The following is a 17,213-nucleotide window of genomic DNA, read 5'->3' on the forward strand; positions in this document are numbered from 1 at the left end:
ATAACACTCCGTGGCTGGTTTATAGTTTGGCGGCAAGAAGATCTTCCAGTTTGCGTTGATCAACGGCGAACAGACGAATGCCTTCAGACAGTTTTTCTACCGCCATCGCATACTGATTGTGCTCCCAACGGAACTCCGCTTCGCTCATGGGAGCTGGGCGTGGGAACGTCTGAGAAGGTGGGATTAATTTACGTACCACTGGCGAAACTTTTTCCTGCAGCTCCTTCAGCAAATTCGGTGCGATAGTCAGTCGATCGCAGCCGGTTAAGGCGAGGATTTGTTCGGTGCGACGGAAGCTCGCGCCCATCACAATGGTTTCATAGTGGTGTTGCTTATAGTAGTCGTAGATATTGCGCACCGATTTAACGCCCGGATCTTCTTCCACCACATACGGGTCCATCGGCTTGCGTGCCTGATACCAGTCATAAATACGCCCGACAAACGGCGAAATCAGAAAAACGCCTGCTTCCGCACAGGCCCGTGCCTGTGCAAAAGAAAACAGCAGCGTCAGGTTGCAGTTAATACCTTCTTTTTCCAGCTCTTCTGCCGCGCGAATTCCTTCCCAGGTCGAAGCCAGCTTGATCAGAATGCGTGATTTCTCAACGCCTTGTTGCTGATACAAGTCCACCAGATGGCGCGCCTTCTCAATACTCTTTTCTTTATCAAAAGAGAGGCGTGCATCAACTTCTGTTGACACGCGACCGGGTACGATTTTGAGGATTTCAGCACCGAAATTGACCGCCAGTTTGTCACACGCTGCGACCACCTGTTGTTCCTGGGTCTTGCCATTTTTTTTACCCCAGGCGATAGCATCGTCTATTAAATGCTCATATTGTGATAATCCGGCAGCCTTGAGTAACAGCGAAGGATTGGTGGTGGCATCCTGGGGATGATAATGGCGAATGGACTCAATATCGCCGCTGTCTGCCACGACAGTGGTGAACTGTTTGATGCCGTCTAACTCGTTCATAGGAAATACTCCTTGAAAAGTAAAGTGTTAGATGAGTGCGTTAATTCACACTTCTGAGAAATTTCGCTAAACGCATCAAAAAAGCATAGCAGACAGGCATGGTATTGCTGGATTAAGCAGGTAACATCAGTGTTATAGGATTATTACCAAAACATTATATTAATGGTGAGAGTTTGGACTTGCTCAAAGTCTGTAGACTCCGGCAAGGTAATAATGTGCGCCACGTTGTGGGCAGGGGGTGTTGCCCACACACTTTATTTGTGAACGTTACGTGAAAGGAACAACCAAATGGATGACCAGTTAAAACAAAGTGCACTTGATTTCCATGAATTTCCAGTTCCAGGGAAAATCCAGGTTTCTCCAACCAAGCCTCTGGCAACGCAGCGCGATCTGGCGCTGGCCTACTCACCCGGCGTTGCCGCACCTTGTCTTGAAATCGAAAAAGACCCGTTAAAAGCCTACAAATATACCGCCCGCGGTAACCTGGTGGCGGTGATCTCTAACGGTACGGCGGTGCTGGGGTTAGGCAACATTGGCGCGCTGGCTGGCAAACCGGTGATGGAAGGCAAGGGCGTTCTGTTTAAGAAATTCGCCGGGATTGATGTATTTGACATTGAAGTTGATGAACTCGACCCGGACAAATTTATTGAAGTTGTCGCTGCGCTCGAACCGACCTTCGGCGGAATCAACCTCGAAGACATTAAAGCGCCAGAATGTTTCTATATTGAACAGAAACTGCGCGAGCGGATGAATATTCCGGTATTCCACGACGATCAGCACGGCACGGCAATCATCAGCACTGCCGCCATCCTCAACGGCTTGCGCGTGGTGGAGAAAAACATCTCCGACGTGCGGATGGTGGTTTCCGGCGCGGGTGCCGCAGCAATCGCCTGTATGAATCTGCTGGTAGCGCTGGGTCTGCAAAAACATAACATCGTGGTTTGCGATTCAAAAGGCGTTATCTATCAAGGCCGTGAGCCAAACATGGCGGAAACCAAAGCCGCATATGCGGTGGTGGATGACGGCAAACGTACCCTCGATGATGTGATTGAAGGTGCGGATATTTTCCTGGGCTGTTCCGGCCCGAAAGTGCTGACCCAGGAAATGGTGAAGAAAATGGCTCGGGCACCAATGATTCTGGCGCTGGCGAATCCGGAACCGGAAATTCTGCCGCCGCTGGCGAAAGAAGTGCGTCCGGATGCCATCATCTGCACCGGTCGTTCTGACTATCCAAACCAGGTCAACAACGTCCTTTGCTTCCCGTTCATCTTCCGTGGCGCGCTGGACGTTGGCGCAACCGCCATCAACGAAGAGATGAAACTGGCGGCGGTACGCGCGATTGCAGAACTGGCCCATGCGGAACAGAGCGAAGTGGTGGCTTCAGCGTATGGCGATCAGGATCTGAGCTTTGGTCCGGAATACATCATTCCAAAACCGTTTGATCCGCGCTTGATCGTTAAGATCGCTCCTGCGGTCGCGAAAGCGGCGATGGAGTCGGGCGTGGCGACGCGTCCGATTGCTGATTTCGACGTCTACATCGACAAGCTGACTGAGTTCGTTTACAAAACCAACCTGTTTATGAAGCCGATTTTCTCCCAGGCTCGCAAAGCGCCGAAGCGCGTAGTTCTGCCGGAAGGGGAAGAGGCGCGCGTTCTGCATGCCACTCAGGAACTGGTAACGCTGGGACTGGCGAAACCGATCCTTATCGGTCGTCCGAACGTGATCGAAATGCGCATTCAGAAACTGGGCTTGCAGATCAAAGCGGGCGTTGATTTTGAGATCGTCAATAACGAATCCGATCCGCGCTTTAAAGAGTACTGGACCGAATACTTCCAGATCATGAAGCGTCGCGGCGTCACTCAGGAACAGGCGCAGCGGGCGCTGATCAGTAACCCGACAGTGATCGGCGCGATCATGGTTCAGCGTGGCGAAGCCGATGCAATGATTTGCGGTACGGTGGGTGATTATCATGAACATTTTAGCGTGGTGAAAAATGTCTTTGGTTATCGCGATGGCGTTCACACCGCAGGTGCAATGAACGCGCTGCTGCTGCCGAGTGGTAACACCTTTATTGCCGATACCTACGTCAATGACGAACCAGACGCAGAAGAGCTGGCGGAGATCACCTTGATGGCGGCAGAAACTGTCCGTCGTTTCGGTATTGAACCGCGCGTTGCTCTGTTGTCGCACTCCAACTTTGGTTCTTCTGACTGCCCGTCGTCGAGCAAAATGCGTCAGGCGCTGGAACTGGTCAGGGAACGTGCGCCAGAACTGATGATTGATGGTGAAATGCACGGCGATGCGGCGCTGGTGGAAGCGATTCGCAACGACCGTATGCCGGACAGCCCTTTGAAAGGTTCTGCCAATATTCTGGTGATGCCGAACATGGAAGCTGCCCGCATTAGTTACAACTTACTGCGCGTTTCCAGCTCGGAAGGTGTGACTGTCGGTCCGGTGCTGATGGGCGTGGCGAAACCGGTTCACGTGTTAACGCCGATCGCATCGGTGCGTCGTATCGTCAACATGGTGGCGCTGGCCGTGGTTGAAGCGCAAACCCAACCGCTGTAATTCTTTTTTAACTCTCACGCTTACCCTGAATATTCAGGGTAAGCGGTTTGGCTGCAATATATTAGTAAAGCTTATTACTGAGTTTGCGAATAATAAAAAAAAGCAGTCTATATAATATCTCGATATTATTTTATTTATATTCATGCGTTGCATATGAAAGTTTATGCACCACAGCGAATATCTCTCCATTCTTAGTGATCTACCTCACCTTTTAAACGCGCTTGCCGAATTTTGTTATTTACTCTGACGAAAAATTGTCACGATACACGAAAGTTTTTCACAGGCGGCGACTCATGGATAAAGAACGCATCATTCAGGAATTTGTGCCCGGCAAACAGGTCACACTGGCGCATCTCATCGCGCATCCCGGTGAGGAACTGGCGAAGAAAATCGGCGTTCCGGATGCGGGCGCAATTGGCATTATGACGCTAACTCCCGGCGAAACGGCGATGATCGTCGGTGATTTAGCGCTGAAAGCCGCTGATGTGCATATCGGTTTTCTCGACCGCTTCAGCGGTGCATTGGTGATTTATGGCTCGGTGGGCGCAGTAGAAGAAGCGTTATCACAAACCGTCAGCGGTTTAGGTCGCTTATTAAATTATACGCTTTGTGAAATGACCAAAAGTTAATACGAGGCATTCATGAAACGAATTGCGTTTGTGGGTAGCGTCGGGGCAGGAAAAACAACGTTATTTAATGCGTTGCAGGGGAATTATACCCTCGCCAGAAAAACACAGGCCGTGGAATTTAATGATAAGGGCGATATTGATACGCCGGGTGAATATTTTAGCCATCCCCGCTGGTATCACGCCTTAATTACCACGCTACAGGATGTAGACATGCTGATCTATGTCCATGGCGCAAATGACCCGGAAAGTCGGTTGCCTGCCGGGTTGCTGGATATTGGCGTCAGCAAACGGCAAATCGCCGTCATCAGTAAAACGGACATGCCAGATGCTGACGTCGCCGCAACGCGAAAGTTATTGCTTGAGACGGGTTTCGAAGAGCCGATTTTCGAGCTAAACAGCCACGACCCGCAAAGCGTGCAGCAACTGGTGGATTATCTGGCATCTCTCACCAAACAGGAGGAAGCAGGTGAAAAAACTCATCACAGCGAATGATATTCGTGAAGCACACGCGCGCGGCGAACAGGCAATGTCCGTGGTTCTGCGCGCCAGCATTATTACCCCGGAAGCCCGTAAAGTGGCGGATCTACTGGGTTTTACCATCACCGAATGTGATGAATCGATCCCGGTAACGGCGTCCGTGCCCGCCAGCGTGCCAGCCGACAAAACCGAAAGCCAGCGCATCCGCGAAACCATCATTGCCCAGCTGCCGGAAGGCCAGTTTACCGAAAGCCTGGTCGCACAGCTGATGGAAAAAGTGATGAAGGAAAAACAGTCGCTGGAGCAGGGCGCAATGCAGCCGAGCTTCAAATCGGTGACCGGCAAAGGCGGCATCAAAGTGATTGATGGCAGCAGCGTCAAGTTTGGTCGTTTTGATGGCGCACAACCGCATTGCGTGGGCTTGACTGATCTTGTGACCGGAGACGACGGCAGCAGCATGGCCGCCGGTTTTATGCAGTGGGAGAACGCATTCTTCCCGTGGACCCTGAACTACGACGAAATCGACATGGTGCTGGAAGGGGAGCTCCATGTTCGCCACGAAGGCGAAACCATGATCGCCAAAGCAGGCGACGTGATGTTTATCCCGAAAGGCTCCAGCATCGAATTTGGTACGACATCCAGCGTGAAATTCCTGTATGTCGCCTGGCCGGCTAACTGGCAATCCCTATGAAAGATTTCATCACCGAAGCATGGCTAAGAGCGAACCATACGCTCAGCGAAGGCGCAGAGATCCATCTCCCTGCGGACAGTCGCCTGACGCCCTCTGCCCGGGAGTTGCTGGAAAGCCGCCATCTGCGCATCAAGTTTATTGACGAGCAGGGCCGCCTGTTTGTTGACGATGAACAGCAGCAGCCGCAGCCCGTTCATGGGCTGACCAGTAGCGATGAACATCCGCAGGCGTGCTGCGAACTGTGCCGCCAGCCGGTGGCAAAAAAGCCGGATACGCTGACTCACCTGTCGGCGGAAAAAATGGTCGCCAAAAGCGATCCGCGTCTGGGTTTTCGCGCGGTTCTCGACAGCACCATTGCGCTGGCAGTGTGGCTGCAAATTGAACTGGCGGAACCGTGGCAGCCGTGGCTGGCGGATATCCGTTCGCGTCTTGGCAACATTATGCGCGCCGATGCGCTGGGGGAACCGCTGGGCTGCCAGGCGATTGTCGGGCTTTCTGACGAAGATCTGCATCGACTTTCTCACCAGCCGCTGCGCTATCTCGACCACGATCATCTGGTGCCGGAAGCCAGCCACGGGCGCGATGCGGCGTTGCTCAATCTGCTACGTACCAAAGTGCGGGAAACCGAAACCGTAGCGGCGCAGGTGTTTATCACCCGCAGCTTTGAAGTATTACGCCCGGACATCTTGCAGGCGCTGAACCGCCTTTCGAGCACGGTCTACGTAATGATGATCCTGAGCGTAACGAAGCCGCCGCTAACGGTGAAGCAGATCCAACAACGACTGGGGGAAACGCAATGATTATTGAACGTTGTCGTGAACTGGCGTTGCGAGCGCCCGCCAGAGTGGTTTTTCCGGATGCGTTAGATCAACGTGTGCTGAAAGCTGCGCAATATTTACATCAACAAGGTCTGGCAACGCCCATTCTGGTCGCTAATCCGTTTGAACTTCGTCAGTTTGCGCTCAGTCACGGCGTGGCGATGGACGGGCTACAGGTGATTGATCCGCATGGCAACCTCGCAATGCGGGAAGAATTTGCTCATCGCTGGCTGGCCCGCGCGGGCGAAAAAACGCCGCCGGATGCGCTGGAAAAACTTACCGATCCGCTGATGTTCGCCGCAGCAATGGTCAGCGCCGGTAAAGCGGATGTCTGTATCGCGGGCAACCTCTCTTCCACGGCGAATGTGCTGCGTGCCGGATTACGTATTATCGGCTTGCAGCCAGGCTGTAAAACGCTCTCATCCATTTTCCTGATGCTGCCACAGTACAGCGGTCCGGCGTTGGGCTTTGCCGATTGCAGCGTGGTGCCACAGCCGACGGCGGCGCAACTGGCGGATATCGCGCTTGCCAGTGCCGAAACCTGGCGCGCCCTCACCGGAGAAGAGCCGCGCGTGGCGATGCTGTCGTTTTCCAGTAACGGTAGCGCCCGTCACCCCTGCGTTGCCAACGTCCAGCAGGCGACAGAAATCGTCCGTGAGCGCGCACCAAAGCTGGTGGTTGATGGCGAGTTGCAGTTTGACGCCGCCTTCGTGCCGGAAGTGGCGGCGCAAAAAGCGCCTGCCAGCCCGCTACAGGGCAAAGCCAATGTGATGGTTTTTCCGTCGCTGGAAGCCGGAAATATTGGCTACAAAATCGCACAACGACTCGGCGGATATCGTGCCGTCGGGCCATTGATACAAGGACTTGCCGCGCCGATGCACGATCTCTCTCGTGGTTGTAGCGTGCAGGAAATTATCGAGCTGGCGCTGGTGGCAGCTGTGCCGCGTCAGACAGAAGTGAACCGCGAAAGCAGTTTACAAACACTGGTTGAATGAACGGTCCCGTTCTGGACCCTGATAAAGAGGAAAGCACAATGGAAGCATTAGGAATGATCGAAACCCGGGGCCTGGTTGCACTGATTGAGGCTTCTGACGCGATGGTTAAAGCTGCGCGCGTCAAGCTGGTTGGTGTTAAGCAGATTGGCGGCGGCCTGTGTACTGCCATGGTTCGTGGTGATGTTGCAGCCTGTAAAGCCGCGACCGATGCAGGTGCCGCAGCGGCACAGCGTATCGGCGAGCTGGTATCTGTACACGTTATCCCGCGTCCGCACGGCGACCTGGAAGAAGTCTTCCCGATCGGCCTGAAAGGCGATAGCAGCAACCTGTAATCACCCTGTGTGACGTCGATTCGGGCGTCACGCTCTCTCCTTTTTCATTTTACCTTCTGCGGAGGGTAGGGGGAGCTTTTACCTGAAATACGCCACGGAGGCGGGTATGAAACTGGCAGTCGTCACTGGACAAATTGTTTGTACCGTACGCCATCACGGACTGGCGCATGACAAATTGCTGATGGTGGAAATGATTGATCCACAAGGTAATCCTGACGGGCAATGCGCCGTCGCCATCGACAATATTGGCGCGGGAACCGGGGAGTGGGTGTTACTGGTGAGTGGCAGTTCCGCCCGCCAGGCGCATAAAAGCGAAACGTCACCGGTCGATCTGTGCGTGATTGGCATTGTCGATGAGGTGGTGTCTGGCGGTCAGGTAATTTTCCACAAATAAGGCAGAACATCATGAATCAACAGGATATTGAACAGGTGGTGAAAGCGGTACTGCTGAAAATGCAAAGCAGTGACACGCCGCCCGCCGCCGTTCATGAGATGGGCGTTTTCGCGTCCCTGGATGACGCCGTTGCGGCAGCCAAAGTCGCCCAGCAAGGGTTAAAAAGCGTGGCAATGCGCCAGTTAGCCATTGCTGCCATTCGTGAGGCAGGCGAAAAACACGCCAGAGATTTAGCGGAACTTGCCGTCAGTGAAACCGGCATGGGCCGCGTTGAAGATAAATTTGCCAAAAACGTCGCTCAGGCGCGCGGCACGCCAGGCGTTGAGTGTCTCTCTCCGCAGGTGCTGACCGGCGACAACGGCCTGACTTTAATTGAAAACGCGCCCTGGGGCGTGGTGGCTTCGGTAACTCCGTCCACTAACCCGGCGGCAACCGTAATTAATAACGCCATCAGCCTGATTGCCGCGGGCAACAGCGTCATTTTTGCCCCGCATCCGGCGGCGAAAAAAGTCTCCCAGCGGGCGATCACGCTGCTCAACCAGGCGATTGTTGCCGCAGGCGGGCCGGAAAACTTACTGGTTACTGTGGCAAATCCGGATATCGAAACCGCGCAGCGTTTGTTCAAGTTTCCGGGCATCGGCCTTCTGGTGGTGACCGGCGGCGAAGCGGTAGTAGAAGCGGCGCGTAAACACACCAATAAACGTCTGATTGCCGCAGGCGCTGGCAACCCGCCGGTAGTGGTGGATGAAACCGCCGACCTCGCCCGTGCCGCTCAGTCCATCGTCAAAGGCGCTTCTTTCGATAACAACATCATTTGTGCCGACGAAAAGGTACTGATTGTTGTTGATAGCGTAGCCGATGAACTGATGCGTCTGATGGAAGGCCAGCACGCGGTGAAACTGACCGCAGAACAGGCGCAGCAGCTGCAACCGGTGTTGCTGAAAAATATCGACGAGCGCGGAAAAGGCACCGTCAGCCGTGACTGGGTTGGTCGCGATGCGGCGAAAATCGCGGCGGCAATCGGCCTGAACGTGCCGCAAGAAACGCGTTTGCTGTTTGTGGAAACCACTGCAGAACATCCGTTTGCCGTGACCGAACTGATGATGCCGGTGCTGCCCGTCGTGCGCGTCGCCAACGTGGCGGATGCCATTGCGCTGGCGGTGAAACTGGAAGGCGGTTGCCACCACACGGCGGCAATGCACTCGCGCAACATCGAAAACATGAACCAGATGGCGAATGCTATTGATACCAGCATTTTCGTTAAGAACGGACCGCGCATTGCCGGGCTGGGGCTGGGCGGGGAAGGCTGGACCACCATGACCATCACCACGCCAACCGGTGAAGGGGTAACTAGCGTGCGTACGTTTGTCCGTCTGCGTCGCTGTGTATTAGTCGATGCGTTTCGCATTGTTTAAGGAGTAACAGATGGCGCACGACGAACAATGGCTCACCCCACGTCTGCAAACGGCGGCAACGCTGTGTAACCAGACGCCCGCCGCGACGGAATCTCCGCTGTGGCTGGGGGTGGATCTGGGCACCTGCGATGTGGTGTCGATGGTTGTCGACCGCGACGGTCAGTCGGTGGCGGTATGCCTCGACTGGGCCGATGTGGTCCGCGACGGCATCGTCTGGGATTTCTTCGGCGCTGTCACCATTGTTCGTCGCCATCTCGACACGCTCGAGCAGCAATTCGGTCGCCGTTTTAGCCATGCGGCGACTTCATTTCCTCCAGGTACGGACCCGCGTATTTCCATCAACGTGCTGGAGTCTGCTGGACTGGAAGTGAGCCATGTGCTGGATGAGCCAACCGCAGTTGCGGATCTGCTGCAACTGGACAACGCCGGTGTAGTGGATATCGGCGGCGGCACTACCGGCATTGCCATCGTGAAAAAGGGCAAGGTGACGTACTCGGCGGATGAAGCAACCGGCGGACATCACATCTCTCTGACTCTCGCCGGAAATCGCCGTATTTCGCTGGAAGAGGCGGAGCAGTACAAGCGCGGTCACGGTGAAGAGATTTGGCCTACGGTGAAACCGGTGTACGAAAAAATGGCGGACATTGTCGCCCGGCATATTGAAGGGCAGGGCATTACTGATTTATGGCTGGCGGGCGGCTCTTGTATGCAACCGGGCGTGGCGGAACTGTTTCGCAAACAATTCCCGGCGTTACAGGTGCATTTACCGCAGCACAGTTTGTTTATGACCCCGCTGGCGATCGCCAGTAGTGGGCGAGAGAAAGCGGAGGGGCTATATGCAAAATGAATTGCAGACCGCGCTCTTTCAGGCGTTCGATACCCTGAATCTGCAACGGGTAAAAACATTTAGCGTTCCACCGGTGACGCTTTGCGGTCCGGGCTCGGTGAGCAGTTGCGGACAGCAAGCGCAAACGCGTGGGCTGAAACATCTGTTCGTGATGGCAGACAGCTTTTTGCATCAGGCAGGGATGACCGCCGGGCTGACGCGCAGCCTGGCTGTTAAAGGCATCGCCATGACGCTCTGGCCATGTCCGGTGGGCGAACCGTGCATCACCGACGTGTGTGCAGCCGTGGCGCAGTTGCGTGAGTCAGGCTGTGATGGGGTGATCGCATTTGGCGGCGGCTCGGTGCTGGATGCGGCGAAAGCCGTGGCGTTGCTGGTGACGAACCCGGATAGCACGCTGGCAGAGATGTCAGAAACCAGCGTTCTGCAACCGCGCTTGCCGCTGATTGCCATTCCAACGACCGCCGGAACCGGCTCTGAAACCACCAATGTAACGGTGATTATCGACGCGGTGAGCGGGCGCAAGCAGGTGTTAGCCCATGCCTCGCTGATGCCGGATGTGGCGATTCTCGACGCCGCGTTGACCGAAGGTGTGCCGTCGCATGTCACGGCGATGACCGGCATTGATGCGTTAACCCATGCCATTGAAGCATACAGCGCCCTGAACGCTACACCGTTTACCGACAGTCTGGCGATTGGTGCCATTGCGATGATTGGCAAATCGCTGCCGAAAGCGGTGGGCTACGGTCACGACCTTGCCGCGCGCGAGAGCATGTTGCTGGCTTCATGTATGGCGGGAATGGCGTTTTCCAGTGCGGGTCTTGGGTTGTGCCACGCGATGGCGCATCAGCCGGGCGCGGCGCTGCATATTCCACACGGTCTGGCGAACGCCATGTTGCTGCCAACGGTGATGGAATTTAACCGGATGGTTTGTCGTGAACGCTTTAGTCAGATTGGTCGGGCACTGCGAACTAAAAAATCCGACGATCGTGACGCTATTAACGCGGTAAGTGAGCTGATTGCGGAAGTTGGGATTGGTAAACGACTGGGCGATGTTGGTGCGACATCTGCGCATTACGGCGCATGGGCGCAGGCCGCGCTGGAAGATATTTGTCTGCGCAGTAACCCGCGTACCGCCAGCCTGGAACAGATTGTCGGACTGTACGCGGCGGCGCAATAAATGCCGGATGCGACGCTTGCCGCGTCTTATCCAGCCTACGGGATTGCACATGTAGGGCGGATAAGGCGTTCACGCCGCATCCGCCAGTGGCGCGGTGCAATTGCCGGATGCGATGCTTGCCGCGTCTTATCCGGCCTACGGGATTGCACATGTAGGGCGGATAAGGCGTTCACGCCGCATCCGCCAGTGGCGCGGTGCAATTGCCGGATGCGACGCTTGCCGCGTCTGATCCGGCCTTCGGGATTGCACATGTAGGGCGGATAAGGCGTTTACGCCGCATCCGCCAATAAATAACAACTAACAGGGAGTAAAGGCGATGGGAATTAACGAAATCATCATGTACATCATGATGTTCTTTATGCTGATAGCTGCCGTAGACAGGATCCTGTCGCAGTTCGGCGGTTCTGCTCGTTTCCTCGGTAAGTTCGGTAAAAGTATCGAAGGATCAGGCGGTCAGTTCGAAGAAGGCTTTATGGCAATGGGCGCTCTGGGTCTGGCGATGGTCGGTATGACCGCGCTGGCACCGGTACTGGCTCACGTACTCGGGCCGGTAATTATCCCGGTTTACGAAATGCTCGGCGCAAACCCGTCAATGTTCGCCGGAACGCTGCTGGCGTGCGATATGGGCGGCTTCTTCCTCGCCAAAGAGCTGGCGGGCGGCGACGTAGCAGCGTGGCTATACTCTGGGTTAATTCTTGGGTCGATGATGGGGCCAACGATTGTGTTTTCCATTCCGGTGGCGCTCGGCATTATCGAACCTTCTGACCGTCGTTATCTGGCGCTCGGCGTGCTGGCGGGCATTGTGACCATTCCGATTGGCTGTATTGCTGGTGGTCTGGTTGCTATGTACTCCGGTGTGCAGATCAACGGTCAGCCGGTGGAATTCACTTTCGCCCTGATCCTGATGAACATGATCCCGGTGATCATTGTTGCGATTCTGGTGGCGCTGGGGCTGAAATTCATCCCGGAAAAAATGATCAACGGCTTCCAGATCTTCGCCAAATTCCTCGTTGCATTGATCACCCTCGGTCTTGCTGCCGCGGTAGTTAAGTTTCTGCTTGGCTGGGAACTGATCCCCGGTCTGGACCCTATCTTTATGGCCCCTGGCGATAAACCCGGTGAAGTGATGCGCGCCATTGAAGTTATCGGTTCTATCTCCTGCGTTCTGTTAGGGGCGTATCCAATGGTGCTGCTGCTGACCCGCTGGTTTGAAAAACCGCTGATGAGCGTCGGTAAAGTGCTGAATATGAACAACATCGCGGCAGCCGGCATGGTGGCAACGCTTGCCAACAACATCCCGATGTTCGGCATGATGAAGCAGATGGATACCCGCGGCAAAGTCATCAACTGCGCCTTCGCCGTTTCCGCTGCTTTCGCCCTGGGCGACCACTTAGGCTTCGCCGCTGCCAACATGAACGCCATGATCTTCCCGATGATTGTCGGCAAGTTGATCGGCGGCGTAACGGCGATTGGCGTGGCGATGATGCTGGTGCCAAAAGAAGACGCGACCACGGCTAAAACCGAAGCGGAGGCACAATCGTGAACACTCGCCAGCTATTGAGCGTCGGTATCGATATCGGCACCACCACCACCCAGGTGATTTTCTCCCACCTGGAGCTGGTTAACCGTGCGGCGGTGTCGCAGGTGCCGCGCTACGAATTCATTAAACGCGAAATTAGCTGGCAAAGCCCGGTGTTCTTTACCCCTGTCGATAAACAGGGTGGTTTAAAAGAAGCGGAACTGAAAACCTTAATCCTCGAGCAATATCAGGCTGCGGGCATTGCGCCGGAAAGCGTTGATTCTGGTGCCATCATCATCACCGGTGAAAGCGCGAAAACCCGCAATGCTCGTCCGGCGGTGATGGTGCTCTCCCAGTCGCTGGGCGATTTTGTCGTTGCCAGCGCCGGGCCGCACCTCGAATCCGTCATTGCCGGTCACGGTGCCGGGGCACAAACCCTTTCTGAACAACGGCTGTGTCGGGTACTGAATATTGACATCGGCGGTGGCACTGCGAACTACGCCCTGTTCGATGCCGGAAAAATCAGCGGCACTGCCTGCCTCAACGTCGGTGGTCGCCTGCTGGAAACCGACAGCCAGGGGCGCGTGGTTTACGCTCATAAACCGGGGCAGATGATTGTGGATGAGTGCTTCGGCGCAGGCACCGACGCCCGTTCGCTGACCGGCGCGCAGCTGGTGCAGGTTACCCGGCGGATGGCAGAACTGATTGTCGAAGTGATTGACGGAACGCTCTCGCCGCTCGCGCAGGCATTGATGCAAACCGGTTTGCTGCCCGCAGGTGTTACGCCCGAAATCATTACGCTTTCTGGCGGCGTGGGCGAATGTTATCGCCACCAGCCCGCCGACCCGTTCTGTTTTGCCGATATTGGCCCGCTGCTGGCAACGGCGCTGCATGACCATCCGCGCCTGCGTGAGATGAACGTACAGTTTCCGGCGCAAACCGTGCGCGCCACGGTGATTGGCGCGGGCGCGCATACCCTTTCGCTCTCTGGCAGCACAATCTGGCTTGAGGGCGTACAACTGCCGCTGCGCAATTTGCCGGTGGCGATCCCGATTGATGAAACGGATCTGGTGAGTGCCTGGCAACAGGCGCTGCTTCAGCTGGATCTTGATCCCAAAACTGACGCGTACGTGCTGGCGCTTCCCGCCTCGCTGCCTGTGCGTTACGCCGCGGTACTGACGGTCATCAACGCGCTGGTCGATTTCGTCGCGCGTTTTCCAAATCCGCATCCCCTGCTGGTGGTGGCCGGGCAGGACTTTGGTAAAGCTCTGGGCATGTTGTTGCGCCCACAGCTACAACAACTCCCGTTGGCAGTCATTGACGAAGTGATTGTCCGCGCGGGGGACTATATCGACATTGGTACGCCTCTTTTTGGCGGATCGGTTGTGCCGGTGACGGTGAAATCACTCGCATTTCCTTCCTGAGGGAACGACTTATGAAACTAAAGACCACATTGTTCGGCAATGTATATCAGTTTAAGGATGTAAAAGAGGTGCTGGCTAAAGCCAACGAACTGCGTTCGGGGGATGTGCTGGCGGGCGTTGCAGCGGCAAGCTCACAGGAGCGCGTGGCGGCAAAGCAGGTGTTGTCGGAAATGACCGTAGCGGACATCCGCAATAATCCGGTGATTGCCTATGAAGATGACTGCGTGACGCGGCTGATTCAGGACGATGTTAACGAAACGGCCTACAACCAGATTAAAAACAGGAGCATCAGCGAACTGCGTGAGTATGTGCTGAGCGATGAAACCAGCGTGGACGACATTGCCTTTACCCGCAAAGGGCTGACCTCGGAAGTGGTCGCGGCGGTAGCGAAGATTTGCTCCAACGCGGACCTGATCTACGGCGCGAAGAAAATGCCGGTAATCAAAAAGGCCAATACCACCATCGGTATTCCGGGCACCTTCAGCGCCCGTTTGCAGCCAAATGACACCCGTGACGACGTGCAAAGTATCGCTGCACAAATCTACGAAGGGCTTTCCTTCGGGGTGGGCGATGCGGTGATCGGCGTTAACCCGGTAACTGACGACGTGGAAAACTTAAGCCGCGTGTTGGACACCATTTACGGCGTGATCGACAAATTCAACATCCCAACTCAGGGCTGCGTACTGGCGCACGTCACCACCCAGATCGAAGCGATTCGTCGCGGCGCGCCTGGCGGACTGATTTTCCAGAGTATCTGTGGCAGCGAAAAAGGGCTGAAAGAGTTTGGCGTGGAACTGGCGATGCTCGACGAAGCGCGCGCAGTGGGTGCTGAGTTCAACCGTATCGCCGGGGAAAACTGCCTCTACTTCGAAACCGGGCAAGGTTCGGCGCTGTCTGCTGGCGCTAACTTCGGCGCAGACCAGGTGACGATGGAAGCACGTAACTATGGGCTGGCGCGTCATTACGATCCGTTTATCGTCAACACCGTGGTCGGCTTTATTGGGCCGGAGTATCTCTACAACGACCGCCAGATTATCCGTGCTGGCTTAGAAGATCACTTTATGGGCAAGCTGAGCGGCATCTCTATGGGCTGTGACTGCTGTTACACCAACCACGCTGACGCTGACCAGAACCTCAACGAAAACCTGATGATCCTGCTCGCCACCGCAGGCTGCAACTACATCATGGGGATGCCGCTGGGCGATGACATCATGCTCAACTATCAGACCACCGCATTCCACGACACTGCCACTGTGCGTCAGTTACTCAACCTGCGCCCGTCACCGGAGTTTGAACGCTGGCTGGAAAGCATGGGCATTATGGCAAACGGTCGCCTGACCAAACGGGCGGGCGATCCGTCACTGTTCTTCTGATGACGCGGAGATAACACATCATGGATCAAAAACAGATTGAAGAAATTGTACGCAGCGTGATGGCGTCAATGGGACAAGCGGCCCCCGCGCCGTCAGAAGCAAAGTGCGCCACCACTAACTGTGCGGCACCGGTGACCTCGGAAAGCTGCGCGCTGGATTTAGGTTCTGCGGAAGCAAAAGCGTGGATTGGTGTTGAAAACCCGCATCGCGCAGACGTATTAACAGAACTGCGCCGCAGCACCGTGGCCCGCGTTTGTACCGGTCGTACCGGTCCGCGTCCACGTACGCAGGCGCTGCTGCGTTTCCTGGCCGATCACTCTCGTTCGAAAGATACCGTACTGAAAGAAGTGCCGGAAGAGTGGGTGAAAGCGCAGGGCTTGCTGGAAGTACGCTCCGAAATTAGCGACAAAAATCTCTACCTGACTCGCCCGGATATGGGCCGCCGCCTGTGTGCAGAAGCTGTTGAAGCGCTGAAAGCACAGTGTGTTGCTAATCCGGACGTACAGGTCGTTATTTCTGATGGCCTGTCAACTGATGCCATCACCGTGAACTACGAAGAGATCCTGCCGCCGCTGATGGCGGGCCTGAAACAGGCCGGGCTGAAAGTCGGCACGCCATTCTTTGTTCGTTATGGTCGCGTGAAGATTGAAGATCAGATCGGTGAGATCCTCGGCGCGAAAGTGGTGATCCTGCTGGTGGGGGAACGTCCGGGGTTGGGTCAGTCAGAAAGCCTCTCCTGTTACGCCGTTTACTCGCCGCGTATGGCGACCACCGTTGAGGCCGATCGCACCTGCATCTCTAACATTCACCAGGGCGGCACGCCGCCGGTTGAAGCCGCAGCCGTCATTGTGGATTTGGCGAAACGTATGCTGGAGCAGAAAGCATCCGGCATCAACATGACCCGATAAGGAGGCATCATGCCAGCTTTAGATTTGATTCGACCGTCGGTAACCGCCATGCGGGTGATTGCCTCCGTTAACGCTGAATTTGCGCGTGAACTAAAATTGCCGCCGCATATTCGTAGCCTCGGGCTGATTTCTGCTGATTCCGATGACGTCACCTACATTGCGGCTGACGAAGCGACCAAGCAGGCGATGGTCGAAGTGGTATATGGCCGCTCGCTGTATGCGGGAGCAGCACACGGACCGTCACCGACTGCCGGTGAAGTGCTGATTATGCTTGGTGGGCCAAACCCGGCGGAAGTGCGTGCTGGTCTGGATGCGATGGTTGCGCATATTGAAAATGGCGCTGCTTTCCAGTGGGCTAATGACGCAGAAAACACCGCATTCCTGGCACATGTAGTTTCGCGTACCGGTTCTTATCTTTCATCAACCGCCGGGATCACGCTTGGCGATCCGATGGCGTATCTGGTGGCACCGCCGCTGGAAGCGACCTACGGCATTGATGCAGCGTTGAAATCTGCCGACGTACAGCTGGTGACCTATGTCCCGCCACCGTCTGAAACCAACTACTCGGCAGCATTTTTAACCGGTAGCCAGGCCGCGTGTAAAGCAGCCTGTAACGCCTTTACCGATGCAGTGCTGGAAATCGCGCGTAATCCAATCCAGCGTGCGTAACGGAGGT

At 55.6% G+C, this 17,213-nt stretch carries 17 protein-coding genes; 16 read left to right on the forward strand and 1 reads right to left on the reverse strand.

All coding sequences use genetic code 11. From position 1 onward, the window contains the following. Positions 1 to 19: 19 nt before the first annotated feature. Positions 20 to 970: a transaldolase gene (gene tal, locus C1P89_RS01375; RefSeq protein ID WP_001003712.1), complete on the reverse strand. Its 951-nt coding sequence runs from the start codon at positions 968 to 970 to the stop codon at positions 20 to 22. Positions 971 to 1,258: 288 nt separating this feature from the next. Between tal and maeB the strand changes: the two genes are divergently transcribed. From maeB to eutL, 16 genes are all read left to right on the forward strand, one after another. Beyond that, on the forward strand, positions 1,259 to 3,538 hold the full coding sequence (maeB, locus tag C1P89_RS01380; protein ID WP_000342643.1) for an NADP-dependent oxaloacetate-decarboxylating malate dehydrogenase: 2,280 nt from the start codon (positions 1,259 to 1,261) through the stop codon (positions 3,536 to 3,538). Between the two features lie 293 nt (positions 3,539 to 3,831). Then, positions 3,832 to 4,167 carry an ethanolamine utilization microcompartment protein EutS gene (eutS, locus tag C1P89_RS01385; RefSeq protein ID WP_005136545.1) on the forward strand — a complete coding sequence of 112 codons (336 nt, stop codon included), beginning with the start codon at positions 3,832 to 3,834 and terminating at the stop codon, positions 4,165 to 4,167. 12 nt (positions 4,168 to 4,179) lie between these two features. Next, a complete protein-coding gene (gene eutP / locus C1P89_RS01390; RefSeq protein WP_000820764.1) occupies positions 4,180 to 4,659 on the forward strand; it encodes an ethanolamine utilization acetate kinase EutP in 480 nt (159 codons plus the stop codon). Further along, the gene (gene eutQ / locus C1P89_RS01395; protein ID WP_000733935.1) at positions 4,634 to 5,335 is read left to right on the forward strand and encodes an ethanolamine utilization acetate kinase EutQ; all 702 of its coding nucleotides are present in this window, start codon (positions 4,634 to 4,636) and stop codon (positions 5,333 to 5,335) included. The genes eutP and eutQ overlap by 26 nt, the downstream gene beginning before the upstream one ends. Further along, positions 5,332 to 6,135 carry an ethanolamine utilization cob(I)yrinic acid a,c-diamide adenosyltransferase EutT gene (gene eutT / locus C1P89_RS01400; RefSeq protein WP_000651296.1) on the forward strand — a complete coding sequence of 268 codons (804 nt, stop codon included), beginning with the start codon at positions 5,332 to 5,334 and terminating at the stop codon, positions 6,133 to 6,135. The genes eutQ and eutT overlap by 4 nt, the downstream gene beginning before the upstream one ends. Then, on the forward strand, positions 6,132 to 7,148 hold the full coding sequence (gene pta / locus C1P89_RS01405) for a phosphate acetyltransferase (RefSeq protein WP_000582982.1): 1,017 nt from the start codon (positions 6,132 to 6,134) through the stop codon (positions 7,146 to 7,148). Before eutT ends, pta begins: the two co-directional genes overlap by 4 nt. Before the next feature lie 38 nt (positions 7,149 to 7,186). After that, positions 7,187 to 7,480, forward strand: a complete 294-nt coding sequence (eutM, locus tag C1P89_RS01410) for an ethanolamine utilization microcompartment protein EutM (RefSeq protein WP_000387713.1) — start codon at positions 7,187 to 7,189, stop codon at positions 7,478 to 7,480. Between the two features lie 106 nt (positions 7,481 to 7,586). Beyond that, positions 7,587 to 7,874, forward strand: a complete 288-nt coding sequence (eutN, locus tag C1P89_RS01415; RefSeq protein ID WP_000762196.1) for an ethanolamine utilization microcompartment protein EutN — start codon at positions 7,587 to 7,589, stop codon at positions 7,872 to 7,874. An 11-nt stretch (positions 7,875 to 7,885) separates the two neighbouring features. Next, entirely contained in the window at positions 7,886 to 9,289 is a 1,404-nt protein-coding gene (locus C1P89_RS01420) for an aldehyde dehydrogenase family protein (protein ID WP_001075692.1), read from the forward strand. Between the two features lie 10 nt (positions 9,290 to 9,299). After that, a complete protein-coding gene (gene eutJ, locus C1P89_RS01425; RefSeq protein ID WP_000929737.1) occupies positions 9,300 to 10,136 on the forward strand; it encodes an ethanolamine utilization protein EutJ in 837 nt (278 codons plus the stop codon). Then, positions 10,126 to 11,313 (forward strand): ethanolamine utilization ethanol dehydrogenase EutG, encoded by a 1,188-nt coding sequence (gene eutG / locus C1P89_RS01430; RefSeq protein ID WP_001362549.1) that lies wholly within the window; start codon positions 10,126 to 10,128, stop codon positions 11,311 to 11,313. The genes eutJ and eutG overlap by 11 nt, the downstream gene beginning before the upstream one ends. A gap of 316 nt (positions 11,314 to 11,629) precedes the next feature. After that, entirely contained in the window at positions 11,630 to 12,856 is a 1,227-nt protein-coding gene (gene eutH, locus C1P89_RS01435) for an ethanolamine utilization protein EutH (RefSeq protein ID WP_000512373.1), read from the forward strand. Beyond that, positions 12,853 to 14,256, forward strand: a complete 1,404-nt coding sequence (gene eutA / locus C1P89_RS01440; protein WP_001097501.1) for an ethanolamine ammonia-lyase reactivating factor EutA — start codon at positions 12,853 to 12,855, stop codon at positions 14,254 to 14,256. Before eutH ends, eutA begins: the two co-directional genes overlap by 4 nt. 11 nt (positions 14,257 to 14,267) lie before the next feature. After that, positions 14,268 to 15,629: an ethanolamine ammonia-lyase subunit alpha gene (eutB, locus tag C1P89_RS01445; protein WP_000769939.1), complete on the forward strand. Its 1,362-nt coding sequence runs from the start codon at positions 14,268 to 14,270 to the stop codon at positions 15,627 to 15,629. Positions 15,630 to 15,649: 20 nt separating this feature from the next. Further along, on the forward strand, positions 15,650 to 16,537 hold the full coding sequence (gene eutC, locus C1P89_RS01450) for an ethanolamine ammonia-lyase subunit beta (protein ID WP_000372319.1): 888 nt from the start codon (positions 15,650 to 15,652) through the stop codon (positions 16,535 to 16,537). Positions 16,538 to 16,546: 9 nt separating this feature from the next. Then, positions 16,547 to 17,206, forward strand: coding sequence for an ethanolamine utilization microcompartment protein EutL (gene eutL / locus C1P89_RS01455; protein ID WP_001111038.1), 660 nt, complete (start codon positions 16,547 to 16,549; stop codon positions 17,204 to 17,206). Positions 17,207 to 17,213: the final 7 nt, after the last annotated feature.

The sequence above is a fragment of the Shigella sonnei genome (genome assembly GCF_002950395.1).
GTDB lineage: Bacteria > Pseudomonadota > Gammaproteobacteria > Enterobacterales > Enterobacteriaceae > ECMA0423.

Coding starts and splice junctions, on each gene's coding strand:
- eutT (WP_000651296.1), top strand. CDS start 5,332: ATGAAAGATTTCATCACCGAAGCATGGCTAAGAGCGAACCATACGCTC.
- eutL (WP_001111038.1), top strand. CDS start 16,547: ATGCCAGCTTTAGATTTGATTCGACCGTCGGTAACCGCCATGCGGGTG.
- eutB (WP_000769939.1), top strand. CDS start 14,268: ATGAAACTAAAGACCACATTGTTCGGCAATGTATATCAGTTTAAGGAT.
- eutJ (WP_000929737.1), top strand. CDS start 9,300: ATGGCGCACGACGAACAATGGCTCACCCCACGTCTGCAAACGGCGGCA.
- eutP (WP_000820764.1), top strand. CDS start 4,180: ATGAAACGAATTGCGTTTGTGGGTAGCGTCGGGGCAGGAAAAACAACG.
- eutN (WP_000762196.1), top strand. CDS start 7,587: ATGAAACTGGCAGTCGTCACTGGACAAATTGTTTGTACCGTACGCCAT.
- eutS (WP_005136545.1), top strand. CDS start 3,832: ATGGATAAAGAACGCATCATTCAGGAATTTGTGCCCGGCAAACAGGTC.
- C1P89_RS01420 (WP_001075692.1), top strand. CDS start 7,886: ATGAATCAACAGGATATTGAACAGGTGGTGAAAGCGGTACTGCTGAAA.
- tal (WP_001003712.1), bottom strand. CDS start 970: ATGAACGAGTTAGACGGCATCAAACAGTTCACCACTGTCGTGGCAGAC.
- eutH (WP_000512373.1), top strand. CDS start 11,630: ATGGGAATTAACGAAATCATCATGTACATCATGATGTTCTTTATGCTG.
- maeB (WP_000342643.1), top strand. CDS start 1,259: ATGGATGACCAGTTAAAACAAAGTGCACTTGATTTCCATGAATTTCCA.
- pta (WP_000582982.1), top strand. CDS start 6,132: ATGATTATTGAACGTTGTCGTGAACTGGCGTTGCGAGCGCCCGCCAGA.
- eutC (WP_000372319.1), top strand. CDS start 15,650: ATGGATCAAAAACAGATTGAAGAAATTGTACGCAGCGTGATGGCGTCA.
- eutG (WP_001362549.1), top strand. CDS start 10,126: ATGCAAAATGAATTGCAGACCGCGCTCTTTCAGGCGTTCGATACCCTG.
- eutM (WP_000387713.1), top strand. CDS start 7,187: ATGGAAGCATTAGGAATGATCGAAACCCGGGGCCTGGTTGCACTGATT.